Below are 20,390 nucleotides of genomic sequence, written 5' to 3'. Positions count from 1 at the left end.
AATGGCTGTCGGGAATTATTAATCTTCAGAATCATCTGTAACTTTTTGAGCGCTGTTTTTCCCGCCAACAATAATCACGATTTCTCCTTTTATGGTTTTGGCAGAAAAGTGTGCCAGTACTTCGGTAACTGTTCCCCGAACATTCTCTTCAAACATTTTCGTGAGTTCACGTGATACTGATACCGGGCGGTCGGCACCGAAATACTCAGCAAACTGCTGCAAAGACTTCAGGAGTCGGTGCGGAGATTCGTAGAAAATCATCGTTCGCTCTTCCTGAGCAAGCTGCTGCAAGCGGGTTTGTCTTCCTTTTTTATGGGGTAAAAAACCTTCGAATGTAAACCGGTCATTGGGTAAACCTGAGTTCACCAGCGCTGGTACAAAAGCCGTAGGGCCGGGCAAACATTCCACGGGAATATCCTGCCGCAGGCACTCACGCACCAACAGGAAACCAGGGTCAGAAATGGCCGGCGTTCCGGCATCGGAAACAAGTGCCATCGTTTCACCTTTCAGAATACGTTCGGTAACCCGGGCGACTGTCTGGTGCTCGTTGTGGATATGGTAACTCTGTAATGGTTTACTGATTCCGAGATGTTTCAGAAGATTACCGGAAGTGCGTGTATCCTCTGCCAGAATCACGTCGGCACTTTTTAAAACATTAATTGCCCGAAGGGTAATATCTTCGAGATTCCCGATGGGAGTAGGTACTACAAAAAGCTTCATTTGTTTTCAAAAATCTGATCTATAGCCTCAGCGAGTTTTTTGTCTTTGGCTGTGACTTTGTTGCCTGCGTCATGTGTGGTGAGTGTTATCTCGACCTTATTATAGGTGTTTGTCCAGGTGGGGTGATGATCCATATCGTCTACTACTACAGCCACCTTTTTCATAAAGGCGAAAGCCTCTTTGAAATCGTTAAATTCAAAAGTCCTCTTCAGTTTATCATTCTCTTCGGTCCACATAGTTTTCAGGCTTTTGGTATAAACGGAATGTCATTTCAGAACGAATATACAGTAATTAACTTTATAACTCCGGCGATCAAGTATATTTGAACTTTGATTACCTGATAAACATTATAGGTAAAGATAAGACAGCCTGTTGCAAACAGGAAAACAGAACGAAATTGAATTATGAAAATTGAACTTGTAAGAGTGGATGACGCATTCCACTTCGAAGGAAGCGGATCTTCTGAGATCAAGGTACATACCGATGGTTCACCGGAAATTGGTGGCAGTAATCAGGGCGTTCGTCCGATGGAACTTCTGTTGATGGGGCTTGCAAGCTGCAGCGCCATAGACGTAGTTCTGATTCTGAAAAAACAAAAGCAGGACATTACCGATTTCAGGATTGTTGCCGACGGCGATCGCGTGGAAGAGGAAGGAACAAAACGTTCACCTTTCAGGAAAATACATCTTACCTTCAAGTTTGCGGGTAATGCATTAGACGAGAACAAGATCAACCGTGCGATTGGTTTGTCGATGGAGAAATACTGCTCGGCTACAGCACAACTTGAAGCATTAGCGGAAATCACGCACAGTGTGGAGATTGCTACTGTTTAATATTACCAGACCAGAGACTTAATATCCCATGCAACAATACCACGACTTACTCCGCCATATTCTTCAACACGGAGTAAAGAAAACGGACAGAACCGGAACAGGAACGATCAGTGTGTTCGGTTATCAGATGCGTTTCGATCTGAAAGATGGTTTTCCACTTGTAACTACCAAAAAAGTACATACCAAATCGATCATTCATGAACTGTTGTGGTTTCTGAAAGGTGAGACCAATATCGCTTATCTGAAAGAAAACGGAGTTTCGATCTGGGACGAGTGGGCAGATGAAAACGGTGACTTGGGGCCGGTGTACGGAAAGCAGTGGAGAAGCTGGGAAGGTATCGACGGAAAGTCGGTGGATCAGCTGGAAGAGGTACTGAAACTGCTGAAAAATACGCCTGATTCACGTAGAATTATGGTTTCTGCCTGGAACCCTACTGAACTTTCAAAAATGAAGTTGCAGCCCTGCCATGCTTTGTTTCAGTTTTATGTAGCACCTCCGGATGAGGCGGCTGGTGAAACGAAAGGGAAATTGTCTTGCCAATTGTATCAGCGTAGTGCTGATGTATTTCTGGGTGTTCCGTTCAACATTGCCAGCTACGCATTGCTGACTATGATGATTGCTCAGGAATGTGATCTTGACCTGGGGGATTTTGTCTGGACTGGCGGAGATACCCATATATATTCGAACCACCTTGAACAGGTTGATCTTCAGCTGAGCCGGGAACCGCGTGCTCTGCCAATACTTCAAATCAACCCGGATGTAAAGAGTATTTTTGATTTCAAATACGAAGATTTTGAACTGAAAAACTATAACCCGTGGCCGGGAATTAAGGCGCCTGTGGCGGTTTAGGGAATTGATAATGAGAAGTTAAGGAGGAAGGAGGAAGTTAAGGAGTTAGGAATTAAGAATGAGGAGTGAAGGAGTCCGGAGTTACGAAATTATCGGCGAGGATTTTGCTATTTCTAATTCTTCATTCATAATTCTTAACTCCCTTTTATATAATTCTCGACGGCCTGTGGCTACTTAGAAAACTGAGAGATTAAGAACGGGAAGCTAAGGAATCCGGAGTTAAGAAGTTATCGGCAAGGCTTTTTACTATTTTTAATTCTTCATTCATAATTCTTAATTCCCTATTCTTCCTTCTTCATTAAAAAAATGAGTATTCAGTATATTCTGGAAATTGTCGGAACGTTTGCATTTGCAATTTCCGGTGCACTGGCAATGAAAGACCAGAAGCATCAGGATTGGTTTGGTGCCAGCTTTACTGCTTTTATATCTTCTATCGGAGGTGGTACTTTGCGTGATATTCTGCTTGATAGCTACCCGCTTGTCTGGATTAGCGACATCACGATCATCTATGCTATCATGGCAGGGATTTTGGTTACGTTTATTTTCTACAAATTTCTTCTTAATCTTCGTAAGACACTCTTCCTTTTTGACACTTGTGGAATTGCACTTTTCACTATTGTAGGAACAGAGAAAGCATTGAATCTGGGAGTGAGACCTGAAATTGCCGCCATTATGGGAATTTTCTCTGCGATTATGGGAGGAGTAATCCGGGATGTAATGACAAACGAAATCCCGATTATTTACAGGAAGGAAGTATACGCTACAGCCTGTTTTGCCGGTGCCTGCTGTTATCTTTTACTGGACAATCTGGGAGCAAGCCGTAATGTGGCTTTTATATCGGCGTCTTTGCTCATTATCGTAATCAGAATATTGGCTGTCCGATATGAGTGGACGGTACCACGCTTTTTCAGATAATGCCTTTATGATTGAGTAGTATTAACTGCGTTCGTCTTTAAGTAACTGCCAGACAATTCGACAGTCCTTCACACAGGATTACACACATCAGAATAAATATTTATGAAAGGAAGTTCTGCATACTTGATTTTATTTATTCTCTGTGTTCTCCCTCTTCACTGGATTAATGCTCAGGATGTTGTACCTCACAAATTTAACATTGATCAAAATCATATTGCCAATTTCGAAGTAGAGGGAAGGCCCGACTTCTATTATCTGTTAAAGGTGAGGAACACCTTAGATGAGCCTTTTGTCTATTGTACAGACATGGCGCCGGGCAAGGATGGTGTTGTAACTTTAAAGGAATCGATAGGAGCGTATTCTGCAGGTCATTACCAGGTTTTGCAATATCCTGTCTCCAAGCCTCATGACTCAGATGGAGACGGTATTGACGATCTGACTGAATTTGTCAATCCTGTTAATCAATCTCCATTTAATGCTGCCAAACAAATCAACTTCAAAGATGGAGCAGTGCATATACCGACCAGGGAAATATTTACGAAATTATCTTTTCAGCATAATGGAGTTTCCGATATAGATCCGCATTTGAAAAACCTGCAATTCGTGAAATTCTACATTGTGCGTGATAATCCTAAGGGCGCTCAGCTCTATTTTATGAATTCAAATACGCATCAGCTGCATGCCTCTTTTAAGCTGGCGACAAAGATCAATTCTGGTGGCGGTTTTGGAGAAATTCCACTTGAATTAAGAGGCGAAATTGTATTTCATCAGAATCTTAAATCTGCAAGCGGTGCACTGGGTGTTTATAGATTTGAATTCGAGCCCAATGATAGCTTCTCTTTCAAAAAGGTGCAAATGGCCTATGAGTTGATTGCAGCGAACATGCCGTTTTTAAAGAATAATCTGGCTTACTATCCAATGCCCAATGCAGCTCTTCCTTTGTATCATGAAGAGAAAAAACTGTATGACCGTTCCAGAATCCCTGTATTATTGGAAGAGGATATTCTTGCTGATATCGACTATATGGCGCTCAATCAGGCAGAGGGTTATGGACTACTTCGTAAAATGGAATTTGGTGATATTCCGGGTATTCGTGACATCGTCATTTATGAAAGTCTTCCGAATGAAATGCCTCGCACAGGGGGCATTATCAGCGCTGTTTCTCAGACTCCGCTTTCGCATGTGAATCTGAGGGCTATTCAGGATAAAGTGCCTAATGCCTACATAAAAGATCCTGCAAACAACAAGAGAATAGCAAATCTCGTAGGGAAATATGTGCATTACATCGTAAAACAAAACGAGTTTAGTATTGAGGAGTCTAATCTGGAAGCGGTAAATGCATGGTTTGATGCGCTAAGACCAAAGAACAATCAGATACCGCCATTGAATTTGACCCGGACCAAAATTGCAAGGTTGGATGATATTCGCTTTGATATGTCGGACTCTTTTGGTGCCAAATGCGCGAATCTCGCCGAAATGCGAACTTTTGGTTTCAGTGCTGAAACCATTCCGGACGGTTTTGGTGTGCCGTTTCATTACTATCGTGTTTTTATGGAACACAATGGTTTCTTTGAAAAAATAGCACACATCCGCTCCGACTCTACTTTTATCCACGACGCGACTGCGAGAGATAAACAGTTGCAGAAATTCAGAAAGGAGATTGAGAAGGGAGAGATGCCACAGTGGATGCTCGACGATCTGGCTGTAATGCAAAACGCGTTTCCCAAGGGACAGCCTATAAGATGTAGATCCAGTACTAATAATGAAGACCTTCCCAATTTCAGCGGCGCGGGTCTTTATGATTCCAAGACCCAGAAGCCTGATGAAGGCCATATCTCAAAATCTATAAAGCAGGTATATGCAAGTATGTGGAACTTCAGAGCTTACGATGAGCGTGAATTTTACAGAATAGATCATTTTGCAGCTTCAATGGGGGTTTTGTGTCACCCCAATGAAAAGGATGAAATATTAAATGGGGTTGGTGTAAGTGCTGATCCGATTTATTATACTGATGAAACCTTTTATCTCAATAATCAGCTGGGTGAAGATTTGGTTACAAATCCGGAGGCTTTATCAATACCGGAGGAGATTATTCTGGAAGCGGGTAACAAGAGCAATGCGGATTTTACGGTGGTCAGATTTTCTAATTTATCCAATTCAAAATTGATTCTGGATAAAAAATACATGGCGCAAATGAAGGATCATTTAAAGGTGATTCATAACCGTTTCAAAAGATTATACAAAGCCGAAAATGATCCACATTTTTCAATTGAAATCGAATACAAAATTGTAAAGGAAGATTATCTGTCAATTAAACAGGCCCGTCCCTGGCTGGGTGCCAATACAAGTTCCGGGGTGGATTTTTATGAAGAGGATAAGATTGCCGATACACCAGCCCTTCATTTTTTCGCTTTCCCCAATCCTTTTGAAAAAACTGTTCATTTTAAATTTGAAAATAAAGAAGGAGGAGGTGTAAAGATTGAACTATACTTACTTAATGGTACTAAAATTCTTGAAAAATCGCTCGGCTACAAATTCGCCGGAACTTACGAAGAGCAGGTTGACCTGAAAAATATCGTTCCTAAAGTAACCGGTTTTATTGCGAAAATCACCCTGGAAGGACAATATAAAAACCATAGCCAAACAACCAGAATTTTTAAGAAATAATCGTCAGCAAACCATGAAACGTATCAGACCGTCATTGTTTATCCTATTTTTCGTCTTTGTCAGCCAGGGTTGTCTACTTGACTTTGGAAATGACAAGTTCACCTCTTTTTCTTTGTATTTATATAATAACAGTTCAAAAAGTGGTTGTCTCGCAGATAGCGTTGATGTGATCTTTACCGTCAAAAATGTGAGTAAGGCTGACAGTGAAGAGGTATGGGTATCTGTTCCTTCACGGGATCAAAAGAATGCTCAGATAGAGGGAACGAAGGACGAGTTCATCAGCGTCCGGGTTTTGAAGGCGGTTGACAGTACTTTTATTTTAGAACAGAGAATTGCTATTAAAAAGAACCTGTATGAAGGGGGGGATCTGCGTACACGCCAATTATCTTATTGTGATAATAACGCGCTGGTATTATCAGGGTTCACAAAGTAAGCATCAAATAAACGCAAAAAAAAGACAGCCACTCACATAAGAATGGCTGTCAGTTGGACCGTTACAGTCGTTCAATTACTTCTTTTTCTTCTTCCCTTTTACAGCACTTGCAGCTTCTTTCACGGTAGGCAATTTAGCAGTCATCGATTCAATTCCTTTTTCGATCTGGCCTTTGTAGAAGCTTGCAAAAGCACCTTCGCCTGAGGCAGCGCCGACTGTCAAAGCTTTTTGAGCAACAGGTATTGCTTCAGCTACTTTTCCCATTTTATTCAGGATCTGTGCTTTCAACCAAAGGTTTGAGAATGTTTCTTTCAAACCGATGGCTTTGTCTGCAAGAGAAAGCGCTTGTGGAAGGTCTTTGCCTGTGGTAAGCATATAACCTGCGGAGCTTTGCAAAGCCGCAACATCTTCCGGTTTGTCAGCCAGAGCCTTATTCAAGCCTGTCATTGTAAGTGTTTCAGTCGCAACACCGATTTGCACAGGTACCTTCACAGATGCCCAGTTGATGTTCAAAAATGCAGTGCTATCTGTGATATTGGAGAAATCAATAGAAAATGATTCTGTAAATTCCGCTGATGTAGGTGCCACTGTAATACGTGCAACATCCTCAGCCTCTTTGTAATTGTCAGTTCCGCCCTGATTGAAGTTTTTATTCAAAATTACAGTCCAGGCTGCACCGGATGGAATAGAAAATAAGGCATACTTACCGGCTGCCACTTTTTTACCTCCGAAGGAGAAATCTGTACTTGATTCGAACGTGGTGGCCATGTTGGCTCCTGTACGCCATACTTCATTGTAAGGAGCAAGTGCTGAACCTTCAGCGAATATAGAACGGCCTTTGATATTTGGACGCGAATATTTTACGGTAAAGTCAGAAACACCGACTGCCTGCGTTAACCCTGCCGCCGAACTTGGTTGCGGAGTACGTTGAGCAACTGATGCTGAGGCAAGTGCTAATATCAGGGAAACCGATAGGAGATACTTTTTCATTTTACAAGGTGGTTTGTGTAAGTATAATTTAACTTGCGGCGAAATTAGAATGAAATAATCAGATAGCCTAAGATGAATAGAAACAGTTTGCTTTCTCTGCTGGACGCTTATCAAACGAGCGATCCGGAAGAAATGAAGATGCAGTCGGAAATGAAGACTTTTGTTACAGAACATGAAGATTGCTTCGAACGTACCTTAAAAACAGGCCACGTCACAGCATCAGGATGGGTGATATCTGAAGACCGGAAGTCAGTATTATTGATGCATCACAGAAAGCTGAATCGCTGGTTTCAGCCGGGCGGGCATTGTGATGGCGATCCTGATGTACTCGCTGTAGCCCGCAAAGAAATTGAAGAGGAAACGGGTTTGTTAAACTTCAGAGTAGACAGTGATGGGATTTTTGACGTGGATATTCATTTGATTCCTGCGAATCCGAAAGATGAGGCGCATTATCATTACGATGTTCGCTTTCTGTTTATCGCAGATGCTAATGAACCGCTGATTATCAATTCAGAATCCCGCGATTTGCAATGGGTTCCTTTGAGTCAGATCGAACAATACAACAATTCGGAATCCATTGTCAGGATGGCAAGAAAAACTATTTCCTGATAAAACGGATACTACGTTCCTGCTCGCCGACCCGTATTTTCAGAATATACAAACCTGAAGTTAGCTGCGTAGGAGCAACCGGCGTTTTTTCAGTCAATAAAAGTGTTTTTTTGAACAAGGTATTGCCGCTCTGGTTGTAAATTTCCAGAGTGGCTTTTTTGTCTCTGAGTGCAACAGGAATCGTCAATGTAAGATCTCCTTCTGTGGGATTTGGATGCAGAAGAATTGCATTCAATATACTTCCTTCGGTTCCCAGTGGGACAAGTTCTTCATTGATAATCTGCTCAGCTCTGGATAGCCTTGGAACACCGTATCCAAGAATGTTGTCGGGAGTAGTGTACTGGTGACCCGATTTCTGTAAAATACCAATAATCTGTTGGGCAGTTAATTGCGGATGTGCCTGCCATAAAATAGCACTGAGCCCGGCGATCAGCGGAGCGGCGAACGAGGTTCCATTACCTGATGTAGCACTTCCCAGGCTGGTTCCAACTACAGTGCCAGCGCCAACGGCGGCTACATCCGGTTTGCGCTGATTGAGCGCATTAGGACCTACGGAAGTATTGGAATACGGACTGAAATCATAGGTGGTACCGCCAACTGTAAGAACAGAATCGACATCGGCAGGGGAGGCCAGACCTGCGCTACCTTCATTGCCAGCGGCATTGATGACGAGCATGCCGGTTCGTGTAGCGAATCTGGCTGCCCTGGCTATAATAGTGGTTTTGCCATCCATTTGCGCACGTGTGTAATTGTACGCCGGGGTATTGAATTCGCCAGAAAAAGTACGATAACCTAGCGACGAATTGAGAATGTCCGCACCCAGACTATCCGCTCTTTCAGCCGCCATCAACCATGTAATCTCCTCATAAGGTGATTCTCCTTCGTCATTTTCTGTACGATACAAGGCAAAGGAAGCTTTATAAGCAACCCCGATCATAGAAGAAGGGAGATAGGCGGCCATAGTAGACAAGACTTTCAGGCCATGCTCCGAAGCGCCATCATTGTAAACATTGCCATCGCGGGCAACGAAATCGTGCGAATCAACAAGTCGGTTTTCATCAAACACAGGTTTTAGAAAATTGACCAGATTTCCGTTTGAGAAACCATTGTCGAGGACAGCGATCAGCATATTTTGCCCATAAAAACCTTTGTTGTGCAGTACGCTGGTTTCCATCAATGCCAGTTGATTAGCCATTCGGCCATAGTCCAGTTCCGCAGTGCCAAGCTTATCATTGACAGCCCCGACACGATGTATGCCCGGAGAAGCAGTAGTGATGTTAGCTACAGGAAGATTGAGCTCGATTCCTTTGTAAGAAGGTAGTGACTTGATTTGATCTAATTGTACGTTTGAGGCCTCAACGAGGGCACCATTGAACCACCGTGAAGTATAAATAACCTTAGCGCCGGTCTGTTTGACTGCTTCCACATAGGCAGGATTCACTGGCAAATCGGTATTCGTTAATCTGATTCTTTGTCGTTCTCTTCGTGAGACAGAGCGTTCAGAGAGAAACGCAGTGGGGTTTTCGACGGAATAAGGAGAATTGTTTTTGTCTTTAAACAGAACCAGATATCTGGGATTGGTTTGTGCCAGAGAGATGTTCGCCAGACATACCATAAATATAAAAGAAAGGAATATAGGTCGAATCATAACGTGTTGAGTTCCTGAATCACTGCTTTTTCTTCATATCCCGAAACAATTGTGCCCGAACAATCTGGTGTATAGCAGTATTTCACATGTATTTTTTCTGTAGCTACCAGACCGACTCCGGCAGCGTATATTTCAATATACTTATTTTTCGATAAAAGTGTTGAGTCCTGTTGTCTGACGATGGTTACGGTATTAGGAAAATACTGTAAACCAATCTGTTTGGGTTTTCCTTTGTCTACACAGCGAAAGGGCTGTTCTGCTCCCTGATTATAGCTATTTCCGTTCCATGACAGACCTTCAGACAATGGAAAATACATTTTAATGATTGTTTGTCCATGCTCCTGAGCGAACGCTTTATCAGCAGTTCGCCATATTGCTGCTGAAGAATCAGTACGCCATTCGGACTGGCTCCATTTGCTGATATATGCAATCCGGTTAGCACTTTGTTTATCTGTAATGTTAAATACTTCACCAACAACTGACTGAATCTGATAATCACTGACCCGCTGAGGGCCGGATGGGAAATAGGTTGTTCTGGTGACAGTAAAACGGGATATACTTCCGGATTGAACCGGAAAGTAGTCATAGTCTGAAACACTTTCAGGTGCAGTATTTTCTTTGCAACCTGATAAGATCAGACTGAAAATCAGTAGGATGAAACTTCTTTTTGTATTGAAGACCATCGTAGCAAAGTATTTAGATCAACGTGTTTCAGGCTGTCGCCGGAGCAGCTTTTTTTCTTCCCCCCAAATGCTTGCATTCCAATAATGCATCAATTCCCGAATAAGGAACTATCGATTTCAGATAGCCGTAATTATCAGCCAGCGGAACAGTTTTGTTATTATCGCCCATAGATATATCAATGTCATTCATCCCAAACTGACACGGATGCTCGTAGCCTGCAGCATGCGTGAGTTCAATGATTTCTTTCGAAAATGTCTGTACATAATTCCTGAACCGGGCGCTTTTAAGTGCCGGGTCAATACCTGCTTCCAGCCATTTGTTGTTTGTGGCAATACCCGTCGGGCAGCGGTTGGTATGGCAAGTCTGAGCCTGTATACATCCGATGGCCATCATCGCTTCCCGCGCTACGTTGATCACATCGGCACCCATAGAAAATGCCATGATCGCCTGAGCAGGTAGCCCCAGTTTTCCCGAGGCAATAAAGGTGATTTTATCAGTAAGGTTTCTTTTTTGAAATATTTTGTAAACGGTACTGAAAGCAAAAACCAAAGGAAGGGACACGTGGTCTGCAAATGAAGGAGGAGCAGCTCCGGTGCCACCCTCACCGCCATCGATGGTAATGAAGTCGGGTCCCTTCCCGGTTTCTACCATAATATCTGCCAGTTCTTCCCACATATCGGTCTTCCCGACAGCCGATTTAATTCCAACCGGTAATCCGGTTTCAGCAGCCATTTGTTCAATAAAATCTACCATGCCCCTCACCCCTGAAAAAGCGCTGTGGTATGGAGGTGATACGATATCCTTACCAAGAGGTACCTGGCGGATCTCAGCAATTTCTTCTGTGATTTTACTGGCAGGAAGAACACCACCCTTGCCCGGTTTGGCGCCCTGCGATAGTTTGAGCTCAATCAGCCGCACGGCGGGTTTTGACTCAGTCATTCTGACCAGCTTTTCCATTACAAAGTTTCCGTCGTCATCGCGTACTCCGAAGTAAGAAGTTCCCATATTGAACACTATATCGGCTCCATACTGATGATAAGGCGAAAGCCCGCCTTCGCCGGTATTGTGGTAGTTGCCGAATTCAAAAGAGCCTTTGTTCAGGGATTCTATAGCTCTTGCAGAAAGCGAGCCGAAACTCATCGCACTCACATTGACGATCGAACGGGGACGATAAGGACGTTTTCGGCTGTGGTATTCTCCGATTACTTTGGCACTTGGAATTGTGTAATGATTGGGATCCTTCGCATTGATCACATGGTGCGGATGAGAGACAGGCAGCTGATAAGGAAGCATAGCCGGCTTAATGAGCACATAACCAGGCTCTGTCATATCCTGATCCGTACCGAATCCCTGGTAGTTGTTTTCCTTCTTGGAGGAGGCGTAAATCCAGGAACGTTGTCTGCGATTGAAGGGAAGTTCCTCTCTGTTGTTGGCAACGATGTATTGGCGTAACTCAGGCCCTATGGTCTCAATCAGGTAGCGGAAGTGACCTACAAGCGGGAAATTATGTTGGATGGTATGTTTTTTCTGAAAAATGTCCCTGAGCGCGATAGCCAGTAACAGGACAATAATATAAACCCAGATCGGGATAACTGAGAGGAAATGAAAAAAGGACTCCATTTGGTAACTAGTTCAGAATACAGTATGATGAATCCGTCAAGATAATAAAGTTTAGCCATATTATCCTGACGGACCCTTTATACTATACTTCTTCCCAGGTCGTCACTTTGGCAAGATCGTTCCAGTAACCCGGATACGATTTCACCACTACGCCCGGCTCCTCAATCAATATAGGATGCATCATACCAACTGGAGCAAAGGCCATGGCCATGCGGTGGTCGTCATACGTGTGAATAGACGGTGTCGTATCAGGAAAATCGGCTATACGTGAAACACGGTATAGGTGATTGGTCTCAATTTCTTTTAACTCGGCACCCAGTTTTTGAAGTTCCTGTTGGAGTGCGAGCACACGGTCTGTTTCTTTTATTTTTAAACTCTCAATGCCTGTTAATGACAGAGGAATATTTTTCATTGCACAGCAAACGGCAACTGTCTGGGCAAGATCGGGGCAGTCTGTAAAATCCCATCCTATAGATGGCGAAGGAGCTATTTTACGTAGTAAAACACCTCTTTCAGTGAAAATACTTTCAACTCCCAGGTGGCTCATGATTTCGGCAATAGCGCTGTCGCCCTGAAGCGAATCTTCTTTCAGACCCAGTAATTCTACTTCAGCATTTTCTGCCAAAGCGACGATGCTGTACCAGTAGCTTGCTCCTGACCAGTCTGACTCGATGGCGTAAGGAGTTGATTTGTATTTCGAAGCAGGTACGTGCAATGTATTCGTGTGCCAGTCTGCCTGATAATCCACTCCGAAAGCAGCCATCTGCTTCAGCGTCATTTCGATATACGGGCGTGAGCCTACTTCTCCTTCAAGCTGAATGGTGATACCTTCCGGTAAAGACGGAGCTATAAGGAGTAAGGCAGAGATATATTGGCTGCTGACATTGCCGCGTATGCTAACAGTATTTTGTCCTGAATACTTAAATCCATTCAGTAACAGCGGAGGATAACCTTCCACTTTTTCATATTGAATATCTGCTCCAAGTGTTCTCAAAGCATCTACCAGAATTCCGATCGGGCGCTCGCACATTCTTGGCGTGCCTGTCATGCGTTTTTTCTGATTGGTCACTGCGAAATAGGCAGTCAGAAAGCGCATGGTTGTTCCGGCGTCGATTACATCAGCGGTTTCCTCGTCAGAAGCCAGCAGACGTAACATGGTTTGTGAATCACGTGCCTCAGAAATGTTGGTAAGTTCAGAAGTAAATCCGGTCAGCGCATTGATAATCAGCGCTCTGTTACACTCACTTTTGGATGCAGCAAGTTTAATTTCTGTAGCTATGGGATTCTGAGGCGGATGAACAAGTATAGATTTCACTTTATTGAATAACAGGTTATTGGAGCAAAAAATGGTGGATTTGAAATTTCAATAGGCTTGCTGTACGATGAAGTGTTTACAGGGTTGGCGTCAGTATGTTTCCAATACTTTCAACTTATTTCTGTTGTTGATCTTAAGGGATGAAAATGAAACTTTGTAGCAAAATATACCTGTAGCTACAATGGCACCTCCTACAATCAGTGTGGATCCGTCGGTGGTAAAGCGTTTGTTGTCGATACCTCTGTTGAAGAAATCAGCACCTACGTAAATCAGTCCTGCAAAAGGGAGCAAATAGGCTGCCTGCGTCACAAATGGAATACGACGTGACACTTTCAGCAGGCGAATGTCTTTCAGAAGTACATCCTGATAATCCATTCTTTTCATGACTTCATTCACCGTTCCTATAGTGAAGGATGAATCGGTAACGCCGGTGATCAGTTCATTAAAGCGGATTGATTCGTTTTTGAGTCTGAACTTGATATTATCTCCCGGGAAAAATCTGTAGCGGTGAAATCCTCCTATTGCGGGAGAAGCATCGAGAACGATATATTTCTGACCCGGAGTGGCTATTACCTTGTTGTTACTGTTTTGTTTAAGGAAAATTTCTTCACTGGAAAGCGCTTTTTGCGGATCGTACTGATCCTGGGCCGAAGCTGTAAAATGTCCGACCGCCAGTAAGAATAGTATTGTAAGATATTGTTTCATGTAAAAAAGGAATCGTTCAAAGATAGGCAATCATTCCTTTAAAACGGGTAAAGCGTGCGCAATGTTGCTTGCAACTGCACTATTGCTCTTCATCAATTTCACTCTCTTCTTTGGAGATTTTCACTGACACACCGCCGGAAATGACCATTTTCATCACATCAGTAGCACTTGTATCCAAAACCGTAACATTTTCAGCAGGCACAATAAATAATTCGCCTGACAGAGAATAGGAAAACGGCATATATACCGCCACATGCTCCTCAATATGGAGATGACTAAGATCTGTTTGTGTAATGAAACCGATTTTTTTTATACCCGTATCCTTGTACACAGTAACAAGCACAGGCTGATTGAATTTTTTCTTATCCCCTACGAACGCGAGAATGAGATCTTTAATGGAGTAATAGATCAGGCTTACCAACGGAATTCTCCGCATGATGCTCTCTGTGAACCGCAAAAAGGATTGCGGTACAACTGTTGAAAAGAAAAATCCAAGCAATACAATCCCACCGATAATGATGAGTCCGCCCAGGCCGGGAAGGTATACGTCTTTTCTTCCTGAGATGGGAACATTGATCGGGATGATGTTATCCAGAAACTCTATCCCCGTCCAGATAATAAGGGCGGTTGCGTACAACGGAGCTACCAAAACAAGTCCGCGGATAAAATAACTGAGGATTCGTTTCAAAAAGCTGTTTCTTATTTCCATGTATATTTCATGCTAATAAAAGAGAGTTGAAAAGCTGAATCAGCTGTTTTCACTACAAATTTTCACTTATTTCAGCATTATACGTGCATTTGGGGGTAAAAGATTAATGATCCGCTGCCGATATTATTGGAATGGTAAAATATTGGACGATGTTAATGTAATATGGATATTTGCACCCGGCGAAGTAGGTTGGTATTTCGTGCCGGAGGCTTCTTTGTAAATAGTATCGCACATTTTTGACCATATATGTATCAGGCAAGTTATTTAAAGCATTTTACAGAAGAAGTATTTTTAGCTATTGGTTGCAGGCCCGAAGAGGCCAGACTGGCAGCAGAAGTGTTGGTGAGTGCCGATTTGAGAGGAGTTGATTCTCACGGAATTGCGCGGCTCGCTGGTTACGTCCGCCTTTATGATCATGGCCGGCTTAATCCTACTCCTAATATAAAAGTTGTGCATGAAACGCCCAGTACTGCGGTAGTGGATGGAGACAAGGGATTGGGGTTGGTAGTAGCACCACGTGCAATGGAAATTGCGATGGAGAAAGCGGAAAAAGTGGGTTCAGGCTGGGTGTCTGTACGTAATTCCAATCATTTTGGAATTGCCGGCTACCATGCCATGCTCGCTCTTCAGAAGGAAATGATCGGAATGACCATGACTAATGCAGCACCGCTTGTGACACCTACTTTTTCATTGGAAAAACTATTGGGTACCAATCCAATCGCAGTGGCCGTACCAGCATTAAATGAACCTCCGTTTGTTGCTGATTTTGCTTCTACTGCTGTAGCGTATGGAAAGTTCGAAATTCTGCAGCGCAAAGGTTTGCCGGCACCATTGGGCTGGGCGCAGGATGCTAAGGGAGAAGATACTACAGATTCCAATGCTGTGAAAAGCGGCGGCGGATTGCTTCCGCTGGGTTCAGACAGAGAACATGGGAGCCACAAAGGATACGGGCTGGGAGCCATTGTTGATATTTTTTCGGGTGTGTTGTCAGGCGCTAATTTTGGTCCATGGGTTCCGCCATTTGCCACTGCCGGATTTATGTCTGCGCAGGAAGGAGTAGGCTTGGGAACCGGCCACTTTCTGGGCGCGATGCGTATCGACGGTTTCAGGCCTGCCGACGAATTCAAAAAAGATATGGATAAATGGATTGGTGCATTCCGGGGAGCAAAGGCTGTGAAAGGTAAACGTGTACTGATTCCTGGTGACCCTGAAAGGGAAATTGAAGCAGTCAGAAGTGTTGAAGGTATCGAGTTGCTTGAACCGGTCGTTTTGTCACTATCAGAATTGGCAAAGCGCTTCGGTATCAGTTTTGAAAGTAATTTATAATTGTACAATTTAATTATCTAAATGGCTGATGGCTCACCACTAACAGCTTAAAGCTAACCACCATGTCGCGTAATTTTAAAGTAGGGTTGTTTGTCACGATAGCGATTCTGACCACTACATTCACTTTTTACTTTTGGCAGATTTTCAAAACGCCGAATATTCAGGCTGACAAGGAGTCGAGCTTTGCCTTATTAATACCTGAAGGCGCTGATTACAAAACGGTACTGGACTCATTGAACAAACATGAGGTCATTACCGACCAGATTTCATTCCGTTTTCTGGCAAAATTCCTTGACTATCCCGAGAATATCAAACCGGGTCGTTATGTTTTTAAACCGAATACAACCAATTATCAGGCTGTAAAAAAGCTCGTATCCGGTGAACAGGATGCTGTAAAGTTGACCTTTAATAACATCCGTTTGAAGGAAGACCTGATCCGTAGAATCGGCAGCCGTTTTGAATTTGGAGAAGATAATTTCAGAAAGGCTTTGAATGACCAGGAAGTGTGTCGTAAATATGGTTTGGATACACTCACGATTGTTTCGATGTTCCTGCCTAATACTTATGAGATATACTGGACCACGGGTACGGAGAAGTTCCTTGACAGGATGCACTCAGAGTATAAAAAATTCTGGAATGAAGAGCGCTTATCAAAAGCCAAACAAATCGGTCTGACACCTGTACAGGTGTCTATTCTTGCATCAATCGTTGAAGAAGAGCAGGCGCGTAAGGTAGATGAGAGACCAAGAGTAGCAGGTTTGTATATGAATCGCCTCAATGCTCAGATGCCGTTACAAGCCGATCCTACCATCAAATTTGCGTTGCAGGATTTTGCAATTAAACGCATTCTGAATGATCAGCTAAGGGTGAAGTCTCCTTACAATACTTATGTGAATATAGGTTTGCCTCCGGGGCCTATTCGCGTGGCTGATTTTAAGTCGCTGGATGCGGTATTAAATTATGACAAACACGAGTATTTGTACATGTGTGCCAAAGCAGATTTGTCAGGTTATCATGCATTTGCCAAAACTTATCCCGACCATCTGAACAATGCCCGTATGTATCAGGCTGAGCTTAACAGATTGAACATTATGAAATAAGATAGATGTAAATACCAGAAAGCCGGATGAAGGGTTGACGATTCATCCGGCTCTTGTTTTTAAACAGAATTATAAAATATTTACATGTTTTCATACGAAGTAAAAGGAATCAGAGTACGTTACGCGGACACAGACCAAATGGGATATGTTTATTATGGAAACTATGCCAGATACTATGAAATCGGTAGGGTGGAAGCATTAAGGAGCATCGATTTTCATTACAAGGCGATGGAGGGTGAAGGGGTAATGATGCCCGTTTATGAAAACCGGTCAAGATATCTGAAACCTGCCCGTTACGACGATTTGCTGAGTATCAAGGTGACTTTAAATGAAATGCCCCGTGTTCGCGTAATTTTTCATTACGAGATCCGTAATCAGGATGGCGATTTATTAAATACCGGCGAGACCACCCTTGTTTTTCAGCGTATGGATAATGCCAAATTGTGCATGGCACCCGACCGACTGCTCGAAAAATTGAAACCGTATTTTTAAACTGAATCTTAAGACGCATACTATGCTTGAAAAACTGTTGAGAAACCGGCATATCAAGCAGCTGATTCTCTGGGCTCAAAGGAATACCTTATTTCGCGGTACAATATCTCTTTATGAGATTCTGCTGAATCTTGTCCATAGCAACAGAAAATTTGATATAGACCAGAGAGCGTCTGCAGTTGCTTACAGCCTGACACTTGCCTCTTTTCCTGCGATTATCTTTCTTTTTACACTCATTCCATATATCCCGATTGCGGATCTGGACAAGCAGATTATGACGATGCTACAGGAGGCGATGCCCCGGGGCATATATGAAGATGCTGACCAGACTATTATGGATATTCTTAGCAGACCTCGCCGTGGTGTACTTTCCTTTGGTTTCATCTTCACCATGATCGCCTCGACCAATGGGATGATGTCTTTAATGCATTCTTTTGATGTCGTATTCGAAGAACAGGAAACCAGAGGGTTTTTAAAGAAACGTGGTATTGCCATTTTACTTACATTACTACTTATTGCTGTAGTGGTTGTCGCAATACTGATGCTTATTGTAGGCGACGCCGTTATCAACTATCTGAGTGGATGGAATATTTTTCAGAATAGCTGGGTGGTTTTCCTGTTTAACGTTACACGTTACCTGATTACTTTCGGTGCACTGATGTTGGCTATATCGTTGATTTATCGTTTCGCCCCGAGCCAAGGCAAGCGCTACACGCTTTTTAACTTTGGTACTGTTATTGCTTCTGTACTCATTTTAGTGGCAACCCTTGGTTTCTCTTTCTATCTATCGCGGTTCAGTTCTTATAACAAGCTATACGGTTCTATCGGGACGCTGATAGCGCTGATGATCTGGTATTACTTGCTTGCTTTTGTAATTATTCTGGGTTTCGAGGTAAACGCAAGTATTGATACCGCCAAACGACGTGTGCGTCAGCGACTTCGGAAGGCTGGAACCGAATAATAAGTAGGTCTTCTGTTTTGTAGTATTATTTCGGATTTTTGTGACTTACGGTTATTATAATCGTTTAAAATTACCAGTTAATACAGGTGGTTCACAGAAGGATGGAAGATAGAAAACAACCCCTCGTAAGTGTTATTTTGACGACCTATAACCATGAAAGGTTTATAGGCGAATGCCTTTCTGCCGTTTTTGCCCAGGATTATCCCAATATTCAGCTCATTGTTATTGATAATGCAAGTGCCGACAATACGTTAAATCTGATAGAGGCGGCAAGGGAGATTCATCCTGAGCTAACTTTAATCCGAAATGTGTTTAATAAAGGCCTCTGTAAAGCTTTCAATCAGGGACTTGCGATAGCAGAAGGGAAATATGTGATTGACTTATCAGGTGACGACGTATTTTTTCCAAACAGGATATCAAGTCAGGTTGCAGCATTTGAGTCCTGTTCGGAAGACTATGCCGTAGTGTTCTCCAATGCCAGGTACATAGACGTGGATGGAAAGCATCTTCAGTATCATTTTCAAATTGACGCTGAAGGGAAAGCGATAGGAACAGTGCCAAGCGGAGATGTATATAAGCGTGTTCTGGAGAAATATTTTATCTGTACACCAACAATGATGATGCGGACGAGTGTGCTGAAACACCTTGGAGGCTATGATGAGTCTTTGGCATTTGAAGACTTTGATTTTTGGATACGTTCTGCTTCTGCTTATAAATATTATTACCTCGATGAAATCCTGACTTCGAAAAGAGATGTTCCTAATTCTCTTAAATTCCAGATTCTGGAAAAAGGAAGTGGTATCCTGGATAGTTGTTATACGGTTTGTAACAAAGCCTACGATTTAAATCGGGATCAGGAAGAATTTGATTTGCTGGCAAACAGGATCCGAAGCTTCATCAGAAAATGTCTTTATGCTCAGGAATTCGATCTGGCATTAAAATTTAGGAAATTACTTAATTATATAGAAAACCCTGGCTGGAAGACGGAGATGATTGTATTTCTGTGCCGATTACATATCCCGGTCAATTCTCTGTATCGGTTCTATATCAACAATATCTATAAATTAATCACTTCAGGGAAGGATTTAGCTTTTGATATTGTTCACTAAAAAAGCTAATTTCCGCCATGCCCGCAGAATTAATCAAAATATATCCTGAAAATCCTGATGAGAGACGAATTCGTCAGGTTGTTGAATGCCTCAAAGATGGAGGTCTGGTCATTTACCCGACGGATACGGTGTATGGTCTGGGATGTGATATTTTTAATACACGGGCTGTCGAAAAGATAGCGCGTATAAAAGGTATCAAACCTCAGAAAAACGACTTTTCATTTATCTGCTATGATTTGAGCCATATTGCTGACTATGCAAGGGTAGGAAATGTAGCATTTAAGATGATGAAAAGAGTCCTTCCCGGTCCCTATACTTTTATTTTGAATGCTAATAATAGTGTTCCCAAGTTGTTAAATACCAATAAAAAGACGGTTGGTATTCGTATTCCTGATCATAATATTCCCCGTGAAATCGTTAAAGCGCTCGGCAATCCAATCGTTACCACATCTATAAAAGATGATGATGAAGTGATTGAGTATTCTACGGATCCCGAACTAATATTCGAAAAGTTTCAGCACCAGGTAGATATCGTGATAGATGGCGGATATGGAGGAAACATAGGATCCACGATCATAAAGGCTGATGGCGACGATTTTGAAATTGTAAGGGAGGGGCTTGGGGATACGTCAGTCTTTCTTTAGAGTAATTTTGTATATAATTAAGTTGGAGTTGAATATTAGCATATATACAAAATATTTGTT

The 20,390-nt window shown here is 42.7% G+C and carries 21 protein-coding genes; 12 read left to right on the top strand and 9 right to left on the bottom strand.

Annotation, left to right across the window (positions count from 1 at the left end; genetic code table 11):
• Positions 1-18: 18 nt before the first annotated feature.
• Both rsmI and DSL64_RS11955 read right to left on the bottom strand, forming a co-directional pair.
• Positions 19-720, bottom strand: a complete 702-nt coding sequence (gene rsmI / locus DSL64_RS11960; RefSeq protein ID WP_115831123.1) for a 16S rRNA (cytidine(1402)-2'-O)-methyltransferase — start codon at positions 718-720, stop codon at positions 19-21.
• Positions 717-956, bottom strand: a complete 240-nt coding sequence (locus DSL64_RS11955) for a 4a-hydroxytetrahydrobiopterin dehydratase (RefSeq protein ID WP_115831122.1) — start codon at positions 954-956, stop codon at positions 717-719. Before DSL64_RS11955 ends, rsmI begins: the two co-directional genes overlap by 4 nt.
• Positions 957-1,124: 168 nt before the next feature.
• Between DSL64_RS11955 and DSL64_RS11950 the strand changes: the two genes are divergently transcribed.
• The 5 genes from DSL64_RS11950 (at position 1,125) to DSL64_RS11930 (ending at position 6,418) form a co-directional block, all read left to right on the top strand.
• Entirely contained in the window at positions 1,125-1,553 is a 429-nt protein-coding gene (locus DSL64_RS11950; RefSeq protein ID WP_115831121.1) for an OsmC family protein, read from the top strand.
• Positions 1,554-1,581: 28 nt separating this feature from the next.
• Positions 1,582-2,403, top strand: coding sequence for a thymidylate synthase (locus tag DSL64_RS11945; RefSeq protein WP_115831120.1), 822 nt, complete (start codon positions 1,582-1,584; stop codon positions 2,401-2,403).
• A gap of 306 nt (positions 2,404-2,709) precedes the next feature.
• Complete coding sequence (locus tag DSL64_RS11940) at positions 2,710-3,318, top strand: trimeric intracellular cation channel family protein (protein ID WP_115831119.1); 609 nt, start codon at positions 2,710-2,712, stop codon at positions 3,316-3,318.
• A 102-nt stretch (positions 3,319-3,420) separates the two neighbouring features.
• Positions 3,421-5,985: a PEP/pyruvate-binding domain-containing protein gene (locus DSL64_RS11935; RefSeq protein WP_115831118.1), complete on the top strand. Its 2,565-nt coding sequence runs from the start codon at positions 3,421-3,423 to the stop codon at positions 5,983-5,985.
• Between the two features lie 13 nt (positions 5,986-5,998).
• Positions 5,999-6,418 (top strand): hypothetical protein, encoded by a 420-nt coding sequence (locus DSL64_RS11930; RefSeq protein ID WP_115831117.1) that lies wholly within the window; start codon positions 5,999-6,001, stop codon positions 6,416-6,418.
• Positions 6,419-6,493: 75 nt separating this feature from the next.
• Here the strand turns inward: DSL64_RS11930 and DSL64_RS11925 are convergent, their stop codons facing one another.
• A complete protein-coding gene (locus tag DSL64_RS11925) occupies positions 6,494-7,408 on the bottom strand; it encodes a DUF2911 domain-containing protein (RefSeq protein ID WP_115831116.1) in 915 nt (304 codons plus the stop codon).
• A gap of 72 nt (positions 7,409-7,480) precedes the next feature.
• Here DSL64_RS11925 and DSL64_RS11920 point away from each other — a divergent pair, with 72 nt between their 5' ends.
• On the top strand, positions 7,481-8,017 hold the full coding sequence (locus DSL64_RS11920) for an NUDIX hydrolase (protein WP_115831115.1): 537 nt from the start codon (positions 7,481-7,483) through the stop codon (positions 8,015-8,017).
• On the opposite strand, the gene DSL64_RS11915 is transcribed toward DSL64_RS11920, so the two are convergent.
• From DSL64_RS11915 to DSL64_RS11890, 6 genes are all read right to left on the bottom strand, one after another.
• The gene (locus DSL64_RS11915; RefSeq protein ID WP_115831114.1) at positions 8,007-9,665 is read right to left on the bottom strand and encodes a S8 family peptidase; all 1,659 of its coding nucleotides are present in this window, start codon (positions 9,663-9,665) and stop codon (positions 8,007-8,009) included. The genes DSL64_RS11920 and DSL64_RS11915 overlap by 11 nt on opposite strands.
• Entirely contained in the window at positions 9,662-10,348 is a 687-nt protein-coding gene (locus DSL64_RS11910) for a hypothetical protein (protein WP_115831113.1), read from the bottom strand. The genes DSL64_RS11915 and DSL64_RS11910 overlap by 4 nt, the downstream gene beginning before the upstream one ends.
• 28 nt (positions 10,349-10,376) lie before the next feature.
• Positions 10,377-11,969 (bottom strand): FMN-binding glutamate synthase family protein, encoded by a 1,593-nt coding sequence (locus tag DSL64_RS11905; RefSeq protein ID WP_115831112.1) that lies wholly within the window; start codon positions 11,967-11,969, stop codon positions 10,377-10,379.
• Positions 11,970-12,051: 82 nt separating this feature from the next.
• On the bottom strand, positions 12,052-13,284 hold the full coding sequence (locus DSL64_RS11900; protein ID WP_115831111.1) for a 3-phosphoshikimate 1-carboxyvinyltransferase: 1,233 nt from the start codon (positions 13,282-13,284) through the stop codon (positions 12,052-12,054).
• Between the two features lie 90 nt (positions 13,285-13,374).
• On the bottom strand, positions 13,375-13,989 hold the full coding sequence (locus tag DSL64_RS11895) for a hypothetical protein (RefSeq protein ID WP_115831110.1): 615 nt from the start codon (positions 13,987-13,989) through the stop codon (positions 13,375-13,377).
• 79 nt (positions 13,990-14,068) lie between these two features.
• A complete protein-coding gene (locus DSL64_RS11890) occupies positions 14,069-14,698 on the bottom strand; it encodes a DUF502 domain-containing protein (protein WP_115831109.1) in 630 nt (209 codons plus the stop codon).
• Positions 14,699-14,944: 246 nt separating this feature from the next.
• Here DSL64_RS11890 and DSL64_RS11885 point away from each other — a divergent pair, with 246 nt between their 5' ends.
• From DSL64_RS11885 to DSL64_RS11860, 6 genes are all read left to right on the top strand, one after another.
• Positions 14,945-16,024 (top strand): Ldh family oxidoreductase, encoded by a 1,080-nt coding sequence (locus tag DSL64_RS11885; RefSeq protein WP_115831108.1) that lies wholly within the window; start codon positions 14,945-14,947, stop codon positions 16,022-16,024.
• Between the two features lie 62 nt (positions 16,025-16,086).
• Positions 16,087-17,124, top strand: coding sequence for an endolytic transglycosylase MltG (gene mltG / locus DSL64_RS11880; protein ID WP_115831107.1), 1,038 nt, complete (start codon positions 16,087-16,089; stop codon positions 17,122-17,124).
• A gap of 84 nt (positions 17,125-17,208) precedes the next feature.
• Complete coding sequence (locus tag DSL64_RS11875; protein ID WP_115831106.1) at positions 17,209-17,616, top strand: acyl-CoA thioesterase; 408 nt, start codon at positions 17,209-17,211, stop codon at positions 17,614-17,616.
• A gap of 22 nt (positions 17,617-17,638) precedes the next feature.
• Positions 17,639-18,577 (top strand): YihY/virulence factor BrkB family protein, encoded by a 939-nt coding sequence (locus DSL64_RS11870; protein ID WP_115831105.1) that lies wholly within the window; start codon positions 17,639-17,641, stop codon positions 18,575-18,577.
• Positions 18,578-18,678: 101 nt separating this feature from the next.
• On the top strand, positions 18,679-19,686 hold the full coding sequence (locus tag DSL64_RS11865) for a glycosyltransferase family 2 protein (protein ID WP_115831104.1): 1,008 nt from the start codon (positions 18,679-18,681) through the stop codon (positions 19,684-19,686).
• A 17-nt stretch (positions 19,687-19,703) separates the two neighbouring features.
• Positions 19,704-20,330 carry an L-threonylcarbamoyladenylate synthase gene (locus DSL64_RS11860; RefSeq protein ID WP_115831103.1) on the top strand — a complete coding sequence of 209 codons (627 nt, stop codon included), beginning with the start codon at positions 19,704-19,706 and terminating at the stop codon, positions 20,328-20,330.
• Positions 20,331-20,390 lie beyond the last annotated feature (60 nt).

Source organism: Dyadobacter luteus, from assembly GCF_003383615.1.
Lineage (GTDB): Bacteria > Bacteroidota > Bacteroidia > Cytophagales > Spirosomataceae > Dyadobacter > Dyadobacter luteus.
This window is presented reverse-complemented; position numbering and strand designations above follow the sequence as displayed.